Source organism: Anoxybacillus pushchinoensis, from assembly GCF_900111795.1.
Classification (GTDB): domain Bacteria; phylum Bacillota; class Bacilli; order Bacillales; family Anoxybacillaceae; genus Anoxybacillus; species Anoxybacillus pushchinoensis.
In genome coordinates this window covers 38,103-47,204 of record NZ_FOJQ01000015.1, presented here as the reverse complement: position 1 = coordinate 47,204, position 9,102 = coordinate 38,103, and the positions used below count along the sequence as shown (strand labels likewise).

At 42.8% G+C, this 9,102-nt stretch carries 7 protein-coding genes, 1 pseudogene and 1 riboswitch; of the genes and pseudogenes, 7 read left to right on the top strand and 1 reads right to left on the bottom strand.

Annotation, left to right across the window (positions count from 1 at the left end):
• From BM213_RS06225 to BM213_RS06215, 3 genes and pseudogenes are all read left to right on the top strand, one after another.
• Positions 1-307, top strand: a pseudogene (locus BM213_RS06225) (RNA-guided endonuclease IscB); the annotation flags it as partial.
• Between the two features lie 27 nt (positions 308-334).
• On the top strand, positions 335-1,942 hold the full coding sequence (locus BM213_RS06220) for an MDR family MFS transporter (RefSeq protein ID WP_091702049.1): 1,608 nt from the start codon (positions 335-337) through the stop codon (positions 1,940-1,942).
• 197 nt (positions 1,943-2,139) lie between these two features.
• Entirely contained in the window at positions 2,140-3,804 is a 1,665-nt protein-coding gene (locus BM213_RS06215) for a glycoside hydrolase family 13 protein (protein ID WP_091702046.1), read from the top strand.
• A 268-nt stretch (positions 3,805-4,072) separates the two neighbouring features.
• Here the strand turns inward: BM213_RS06215 and BM213_RS06210 are convergent, their stop codons facing one another.
• Positions 4,073-5,257 carry a class I SAM-dependent rRNA methyltransferase gene (locus tag BM213_RS06210; RefSeq protein WP_091702044.1) on the bottom strand — a complete coding sequence of 395 codons (1,185 nt, stop codon included), beginning with the start codon at positions 5,255-5,257 and terminating at the stop codon, positions 4,073-4,075.
• Positions 5,258-5,390: 133 nt separating this feature from the next.
• A riboswitch (TPP riboswitch) is annotated at positions 5,391-5,498 on the top strand.
• Between the two features lie 89 nt (positions 5,499-5,587).
• Here BM213_RS06210 and tenA point away from each other — a divergent pair.
• From tenA to BM213_RS06190, 4 genes are read left to right on the top strand one after another with little or no spacing between them, the layout of a single operon-like run.
• A complete protein-coding gene (tenA, locus tag BM213_RS06205) occupies positions 5,588-6,283 on the top strand; it encodes a thiaminase II (protein WP_091702041.1) in 696 nt (231 codons plus the stop codon).
• The gene (locus BM213_RS06200; protein ID WP_425265918.1) at positions 6,264-6,848 is read left to right on the top strand and encodes an ECF transporter S component; all 585 of its coding nucleotides are present in this window, start codon (positions 6,264-6,266) and stop codon (positions 6,846-6,848) included. Before tenA ends, BM213_RS06200 begins: the two co-directional genes overlap by 20 nt.
• A gap of 12 nt (positions 6,849-6,860) precedes the next feature.
• Positions 6,861-8,330 carry an ABC transporter ATP-binding protein gene (locus BM213_RS06195; RefSeq protein ID WP_425265917.1) on the top strand — a complete coding sequence of 490 codons (1,470 nt, stop codon included), beginning with the start codon at positions 6,861-6,863 and terminating at the stop codon, positions 8,328-8,330.
• Complete coding sequence (locus BM213_RS06190; protein WP_091702035.1) at positions 8,308-9,102, top strand: energy-coupling factor transporter transmembrane component T family protein; 795 nt, start codon at positions 8,308-8,310, stop codon at positions 9,100-9,102. The genes BM213_RS06195 and BM213_RS06190 overlap by 23 nt, the downstream gene beginning before the upstream one ends.

Here is a 9,102-nt window from a genome sequence, read left to right as displayed (position 1 = left end):
AAAATTCGTTCGCAAAAACAACCGTCAATTGCATAAGGCAACCATCTTGAAAGGTGGAAAACGAAAATCAAACAAAGCTCCACGATTTGTCAAAGGGTTTCAACTGTTTGACAAGGTGGTGTACGAAGGGAAAGAATGTTTTATATTTGGCAGAAGAAGCAGCGGTTATTTTGACCTTCGGCTGTTAGATGGCACAAAAGTGCATGCTTCAGCAAGCTGGAAAAAGCTAAAAAGAGTTGAGTATGCTAGTACATTACTAATTGAAAGGAGGAAGGGCGATTCCTCCCCGACTTTCGCTCTCGCTTAGAAGTCGGGGTCTCCTCGCCTAAAACTGATGAAAGAACAGGCCGCGATACAAGCAAACATGGCCGATATACAACAAAAGCGGGGCATTTTAATTACAGGATTACTCGTTGCGATGTTGTTTGGAGCACTTGATGGGACGATCGTCGGGACGGCGTTGCCACGCATCGTTGGGGAACTCGGTGGATTGAGCATGATGGCATGGTTGACAACCGCTTATATGCTCACATCGACAACGATTGTGCCGATTGCCGGGAAGCTCGCTGACTTATTTGGACGCAAGTCGATTTATATTGCTGGATTAGTGATTTTTATTATCGGTTCAGCGCTATGCGGCATGGCAAATACGATGACCCAACTTATCATTTTCCGCGCTATTCAAGGTATTGGCGGCGGTATTATGATGCCGATGGCAATGATCGTTATCGGCGATTTGTTTACAGGAGCAGAGCGTGCAAAATGGCAAGGTGTGTTTGGTGGCGTATTTGGATTAGCATCTATTCTTGGGCCACAAGTGGGTGGATGGATTGTCGATTCGTTAAATTGGCGTTGGGTATTTTACATTAATCTTCCTGTTGGTATATTAGCCATTGTTCTCATTTCGCTCGGTTTGCATAATCATCGTGTCGCTGAGCGAGTAAAGCTTGATTTGGCAGGCATGTTTACGATGGTTGTAGCCGTTGTTTCGTTGTTGCTTGCCTTAACGTTCGGTGGCGATAAATACGATTGGCTATCGTGGCAAATTATTTCTTTACTAGCTAGCTCGGTCGTTTTCTTTAGTTTATTTGTATTTGTAGAGCGAAAAGCAGAAGAGCCGATTATGCCGATTCATTTATTAAAAAATAAAACGTTTGTTGTGCTTAATAGCGTCGGGTTTTTTATGTCTGTCGGCATGTTTGGAGCGATTATGTTTGTGCCGCTCTTTATGCAAGGCATCATTGGCATGAGCCCATCAGAATCAGGAACGATGATGTTTCCGATGATGTTTGCGCTTATTATCGCAAGTATGATCGGTGGACGACTTGTACAAAAAATAGGTGTTCGTCCGCAAGTGATTGTTGGGATGGTGCTTGTGGCGCTTGGCTTTTTCTTGCTGTCAACAATGGATGTTCATACGAATAAATGGACGGCGATGTCCTTTATGGCGACGCTCGGTTTCGGATTAGGATTTGTCAATCCGGTCATTACCCTTGCATTGCAAGAAGTGTTTCCGAAATCGCAGCTTGGCATTGTGACGTCATCAAGCCAATTTTTCCGACAAATTGGTGGAACGTTTGGGGCGACGTTGTTAGGGGCGATTATGAATCATCGTTCGAAAGATTTATTAGAAGCGAAGTTTCTTCCGTTGTTAGAACAATTGCCAGCGCAAGCGCAAGCGATGACAGATTCATTTAAGCAACTTGTTGAATCGAACCCGCAAAGCGTATATTCCGTCATTTTAAATCCAGATACGTTAAAAAAAATTCCTGAACAAATGCAACAAATGTTTGTGCCTGTATTAAAACAAACGCTTGTTGATGCGTTAAGTGATGTGTTTTTATACGGGTTAATTTTTGTTGGCATTGGTTTTATTTTTGCGATGTTTATCGGTCGCATTACGATTTCCAATCGAACGAATAAAGTGAATGAAATGGAATAAAATATAAGTATAAAATAGGCAACGATGATGAATCGTTGCTTATTTTTGTTCGCAGTTAAACCGTTTACACACATAAAACGAAATTTTTTGTGAAAAAAGTGCAACTTCCTCTTTTAACGAGAGCGTTTGTGTATTAACATGAAAGAGTAGAGATTATTGAAAGGGATTTAGTTTGAATGGATTGAGGAGGTTTTTACGTGAAAAGAGTTTGGTGGAAAGAAGCGGTTGCATATCAAATATATCCGAGAAGCTTCATGGACTCGAACGGAGACGGGATCGGAGACTTACAAGGAATCATTCAGAAGCTTGATTATTTAAAAGACCTTGGAATCGATGTCATATGGATTTGCCCTATTTATAAATCGCCGAATGCTGACAACGGCTACGATATTAGCGATTATCAAGATATTATGGAGCAGTTTGGCACGATGGAAGATTTCGATCAACTGCTTGAAGAAATTCATAAGCGAGGCATGAAAGTTATTTTAGATCTCGTCATTAACCATACGAGCGATGAACATCCGTGGTTTATTGAATCGCGTTCGTCACGCGACAACCCAAAACGCGACTGGTACATTTGGCGCGACGGGAAAAACGGAAAGGAGCCGAACAACTGGGAAAGCATTTTTGGCGGCTCAGCGTGGGAATACGATGAAGCAACAGATCAATATTATTTGCACGTATTTGCGACAAAACAGCCAGATTTAAACTGGGAAAACGAAGATGTTCGGCGTGCGCTATATGATATGATTAACTGGTGGCTTGATAAAGGCATTGACGGCTTCCGTGTTGATGCGATTTCGCACATTAAGAAAAAAGAAGGGCTTCCCGACTTACCGAACCCAAAAGGGCTTGACTATGTCCCGTCATTTGATGGGCATATGAATCAAGAAGGGATTATGGAGTATCTTCGTGAGCTCAAAGCGCAAACGTTTGCGCGTTATGACATTATGACGGTCGGGGAAGCGAATGGTGTTACAGTGGAAGAAGCCGAAGATTGGGTCGGTGAAGAAAACGGCATTTTTAATATGATTTTTCAGTTTGAGCATTTAGGACTTTGGCAAAAAGGAACAGATGGCGGCGTCGATGTTCGGAAATTAAAACGTGTATTAACGAAATGGCAAAAAGGATTAGAAGGCATTGGCTGGAACGCGTTGTTCCTCGAAAATCACGATCAGCCGCGCTCGGTGTCGACGTGGGGAAATGATGAAACATATCTTGTAGAAAGTGCAAAAGCGTTAGGGGCATTGTATTTTCTTATGCAAGGAACACCGTTTATTTATCAAGGTCAAGAAATCGGTATGACGAATGTTCGTTTTGAAACGATTGATGAGTATGATGATGTCGCGATAAAAAACTATTATCGCATTGAGCGAGCCAAAGGGCGTTCACATGAAGAAGTGATGCAATGGATTTGGAAAAACGGCCGCGATAATTCACGTACACCGATGCAATGGTCTGATGATGAAAACGCCGGATTTACAACAGGAACACCTTGGATTGGTGTGAATGAAAATTATAAACAAATTAATGTCAAAAAACAGTTGCACGACCCGAACTCTGTGTTAAACTTTTACAAACGCATGATTCAACTAAGAAAACAGCATGACGTATTTGTTTACGGAACATACGATTTAATATTAGAAAACCATAAAGCAATTTATGCGTATACGCGCACGTTAGGTGATGAAAAAGCGATCGTCATCGTGAACTTAACAGACCGAAAAACAATGTATCGTTACGATTCATTGAAATTAAATAGCGAGCAATTGGTGTTAGCAAACTACGATGTAAAACCGCATAAACATGCGACACGCTTTGCATTGCGTCCGTATGAAGCGCGTGTATATTTGGTGAAATAATGAAAATCCCCTTTTCCGATATGGAAAAGGGGATTTCAAAGTGTTGAAAAAGTGGGACGTCAAGAAAAAGTTCACGAAAGACGTGGACTTTTTCTTTTCTTTAGCTTGCCGAATTCCCGAAATTTCCTAATTCAAAGAAGAGAAATTCACAAATATTCAGCCTCTCACCCATGTTATCTACCTAAAATATACAATTGAAAAACGATTTTGCCCTTGACAAAATCGTTTTTCAACAGTCTGAAAACAGGTTAGGATGCCCCAACCTGTTTTATTTGCGTGAATGCACTTCGTAAATGGCAAATTTTAAATAGTCGCCTTCGTCGGCGGCAAGCAGTTTTGGATGGTCGTATCCTGCGCCGCTCCAATGAATTTGACGTAAAACTTTCTTTGCGTCAAATGCCGCTTCGGCAACCATAGCTTGAAACATGTCGGGATGCACATGATACGAACAACTTGCTGTGACGAAAAAGCCGCCGTCTTTCACAAGTTTTAAGCCGTTTAAGTTAATGTCTTTATAACCGGCGAGCGCTTTCGGCACCGCATGAGCAGATTTTGCAAACGCCGGCGGGTCAATGATGACAACGTCCCATTTTTTCCCCTCTTGCACACATTCGCGTAAATAATCAAACGCGTTTGCGACGACAAACTGTACATTTGTAAATCCGTTTAGCGCGGCGTTTCGTTTTGCTGTTTCAATGGCATGCTCTGAAATATCGACAGCAGTAACATGTTTTGCTCCATATAAGCAAGCATTTAACATAAATGAACCTGTATGTGTAAAGCAATCGAGCACGGTCGATTCGCTTGTAATAAGCGGTTGAATCGCAGCACGATTTTGGCGTTGATCGAAGAAAAATCCTGTTTTTTGTCCATTTTCAATATCAACAATATATTTGACGCCATTTTCCTCAATTTGTACGTTCGTATCGCACGTGCCATACCAAAATCCTTTTTCTTGTTTTAGTCCTTCTAATTCACGCACGTGTACGTCGTTGCGCAAATAAATAGCTTTCGGGTGAAAAACGTCAAGAAGAGCTTGTAAAATCCATTCTTTTCGTTTTTCCATGCCGAGCGATAAAATTTGTACGACAAGCACATCCTCGTACTTATCAACGATCAATCCAGGTAAAAAATCTGCTTCACCATAAATGGCGCGGCATGAACGGACGCCAGGAATCATGCGTTCGCGATACGCCCATGCTTGTCGAATACGGTTCATAAAAAATTGCGCATTTAATTCATCATTTGGATTTTGCGTCAACACGCGCACGATCATTTGTGATTTCGGATTGATATATCCTTTCGCTAGAAAATGACGTTGATGGTTATATACGTTGACGAAATCACCCGGTTCAAAATCCCCTTCAATATAATCGACTTCACTTTGAAACACCCATGGATGTCCAAGTTCGAGCCGCTTTTTTCGCTTTCGTTTTAAAAAAACATTTGCCATGTTTCCCACTCCTGACTATATATTCGCTACTTTAGCATACAGGAAGAAAATGATGTGCGCAAATGATGGATAAAAAATATTTGACAATTGAGTGAAATATGCTAATATTAGTGACAAAGTCAATAACACAAATGTATTCCACTAGGGGGGCCTTTAGATAGGCTGAGATCAAAGTGTGCCTTTGAGACCCTTAGAACCTGATCTGGATCATACCAGCGTAGGGAAGTGGAAACGGTGCGAAGTGTGTCTTTATATCAAATTCCATCGTTTATTAACCACTTTCTTTACGCAAAGAAAGTGGTTTTTTATTTTTCATAAGGGGGAGAGGACATGTTGTTTTCAGAGCAATTGCGCAAAGCTGTCGATCCGATTTGGGAGGCGAGCTTTCATCATCCGTTTGTGAAGGAGTTAGGGGAAGGAACACTTGATTTACGTTGTTTTCGTTATTATGTATTACAAGATTCATATTATTTGACGCACTTTGCAAAAGTGCAAGCGCTTGGCGGGGCGATGGCCGACGATTTACAAACGACAGCGAGCATGGCCAATCATGCGCAAAACACATATGAAGCTGAACTTCGTTTGCATGAGATGTTTATGAAAGAGCTTCATGTTACCGAGGAAGAAAAGGCGTCGTTTGTTCCGTCACCAACCGCTTATGCTTACACGTCGCACATGTATCGAGCAGCATTTGCAGGACGTTTTGGCGATGTATTGGCAGCCATTTTGCCGTGCTATTGGTTGTATTACGAAATCGGGGAGAGATTGAAGCATTGCAAACCGAAGCAGCCGATTTATGCGAAATGGATTGAAGCGTACGGCTCCGACTGGTTTAAACAGCTTGTCGAGCAACAAATTGCACGGTTAAACGACATCGCAAAAACAGCGAGCGAGAAAGAACGTGAGCGAATGAAGCAACACTTTTGGATCAGCAGTCAATACGAGTATTTATTTTGGGAGATGGCGTACAAATTAGAATATTGGCCAATTGGAAAGGGGAGTGTTCATGCAAACGAAAGGGCTTAAATTGACAGATGTATTAACGACCGTTGTTATAGCAATTGTATTTGGTATTGTGTATAAAGTGTGGGGGCCGCTTTACTATGCGGTAAAGCCGCTCGGGCTTCATATTGATCAGCTTATTTACGGCATGTGGTTTATCGCCGCTACAGTCGCATATTTACTCATTCGTAAGCCGGGGGTGGCATTGCTTGCTGAGGTCGCCGCTGCATCTGGGGAGTTTTTAGTTGGTTCTGAGTGGGGGTTAGAAGTACTGCTTTACGGTCTTTTACAAGGATTGTTTGCTGAGCTTGTGTTTGCTGCTTTCCGCTATAAACGTTTTGATGTTGCAGTTGTGTCGCTTGCGGCAATCGGTTCGACGGTCGCTTCGCTCGTGCTTGATTTTTACAAAGGTTACATCGATCAATTAGCGTGGTGGAACTTAACGTTACTCATCAGTGCACGCTTTGTTGGGGCGATCGTGATTTCGGGATTGTTTGCTTATTCCCTTGTGAAAGCACTTGAAAAAACAGGTGTGACACAATTGTTGCGCCCGACATCAAAAGAAGATTACGATTCGTTGGATCAATAGAAGGTGACATCATTGATAAAAGCCGTTCACATTGAGCAACTCCGATTAAAGTTTCCTGGAGCAAAAAAGCGATTATTTACAGATTTATCGCTTTCGATTGAAAAAGGAGAGAAAGTGTTGTTTTTAGGTCCGTCAGGGTGTGGAAAATCGACGCTACTACAAGTAATGGCAGGGATTATCCCACGCTCTGTCGATGTGCCGATGAAAGCGAAAGAGCTTCATGTTCCAAAGCGTGCAGGCTATGTGTTTCAAGATCCAGATTCTCAGTTTTGCATGCCATACGTCGACGAAGAAATAGCGTTTGTGCTTGAAAATCTCGGTGTACCTCGCGCCCACATGGATGAAAAAATCGCTCACGTTCTTCAACTTGTTCGCCTTCGTCTGCCGCACGTTCACGTACCGATTCAAACGCTATCGGGGGGCATGAAACAGCGATTGGCGCTTGCATCGGTTTTGGCGCTTGAGCCTGATGTGCTATTTTTAGATGAACCGACAGCGCTTCTTGATGAAGGAGGAACGAAAGCGGTATGGGAAACGTTAAAAGAAGTGGCAGAAGATCGAACTGTTGTTATCGTCGAGCATAAAATTGATCACATTCTCGACTTTGTTGAGCGCATCGTTTTATTTAACGAACATGGCGATATTATCGCTGATGGTCCGACGCACGTCGTGTTTTCAACGTATCGCTCGTTTATCGATGAACAAGGCATTTGGTACCCAGGGGTGTGGGAGGCGTATGAAAAGCCAAAAACTGCGCAACAACCGTATGCAGAGGGAGACGTTCTTTTACATGTGCCATCGCTCCGTGGCTTTCGACAAAAAGAAGAGAAAATCGCAGTCAACCATTTGACGATTTATGCAGGAGAATGGATTGCGGTTACAGGGGAAAACGGGGCCGGAAAAAGTACGTTGCTGCAAAGCTTGATGAAATTAATTCGAACAGAAGGCGATTTGTATTGGCAAGGCCATCAGATCATAGATGAGGAGTCGTTATACGACAACATGGCTTTTGTATTTCAAAATCCAGAATTTCAATTTGTCACACATCGTGTCGATGATGAGTTGGCATACGGCTTGCGGCTCGAGAAGCGCAAGGAAAACGAGATTGCAGAAAAAGTAGAGCAGTTGCTTGCTCGCTTTCATTTAGCTGACCAGAGACATTTACATCCATATCAATTGTCGATGGGGCAAAAAAGGCGGCTAAGCGTTGCTGCATCGGTGGCAGAGAGCCATCGCTTATTGTTGCTTGATGAACCGACGTTCGGGCAAGATGCGAAAAATACGTTTGCGCTGCTTGAATGGCTCGAAGCGTATCGGCAACAAGGAAAAGCGATCGTGATGGTAACACACGATGAGCGCATCGTGTCACAATTCGCCACGAGACGATGGGTCATTGAAAACGGAAAGCTTGTCGCTGAGAAAAGATTGCGCCGCGGATCGTTGTGCGAGGTGGAATATGATGAGATGGAGTATGGAACATAAAGAAACGTGGTTGCATCAAACGAATCCGACAGCGAAACTGCTTTTATTTTTGCCGATGTTTGTCGTCATCGTTTTTGTTCATAACCCGAACGTGCTTATGAACTGGGCGGTTGGGTTTACGGTGCTGTTTATATTGTTTAGCGGCTATCGAATGAAACATATCTTTTTATTTCTTCTCCCGTTTCTTTTTATTTTCGTGTCTACATCGTCGTCGATGATTTTGTTTGGCAAGGGAGAAACGACGTGGTTTCGCTGGGGGCTTATTCACATTACAGAAGAAAGTTTTTATCGCGGTGTACATCTCGGGTTTCGCGCCCTTTTATTTGCGATTTTCGGATTGATGTTTGCGCTCACGACAAAGCCAGTGCTTTTATTTTATTCGCTTATGCAACAAGTGAAGTTGCAGCCAAAATACGCATATAGCTTTTTAGCGGCTATTCGCTTACTGCCGATCATGATCGAAGAATTTCAAACGGTACATCAGGCGTTGAAAGTACGACGAGCCGCCAAAGCGAGCGGATTTCGCGGCAAACTTGAACTTGTGAAGCGATATGCTATCCCGCTTTTATCGCAAAGCATTCGGCGCGCTCAGCGCATTGCAGTTGCCATGGAGACGAAAGGATTTACAAATGACCGAAAGCGAACATTTTATTATGAAGTAAAGCTCGGAAAATATGATGTTTATTTATTTGTTGTCATATGTATGATTGTTGCTGTTGGGTATTATATGGCGGATGTGTTCCCATACGTTGCGGTGAAGGATGTGCGGTAA

Excerpts from the sequence above, each read along its gene's own strand:
- BM213_RS06220 (WP_091702049.1), top strand. The coding sequence starts at position 335 with ATGAAAGAACAGGCCGCGATACAAGCAAACATGGCCGATATACAACAA.
- BM213_RS06210 (WP_091702044.1), bottom strand. The coding sequence starts at position 5,257 with ATGGCAAATGTTTTTTTAAAACGAAAGCGAAAAAAGCGGCTCGAACTT.
- tenA (WP_091702041.1), top strand. The coding sequence starts at position 5,588 with ATGTTGTTTTCAGAGCAATTGCGCAAAGCTGTCGATCCGATTTGGGAG.
- BM213_RS06200 (WP_425265918.1), top strand. The coding sequence starts at position 6,264 with ATGCAAACGAAAGGGCTTAAATTGACAGATGTATTAACGACCGTTGTT.
- BM213_RS06190 (WP_091702035.1), top strand. The coding sequence starts at position 8,308 with ATGAGATGGAGTATGGAACATAAAGAAACGTGGTTGCATCAAACGAAT.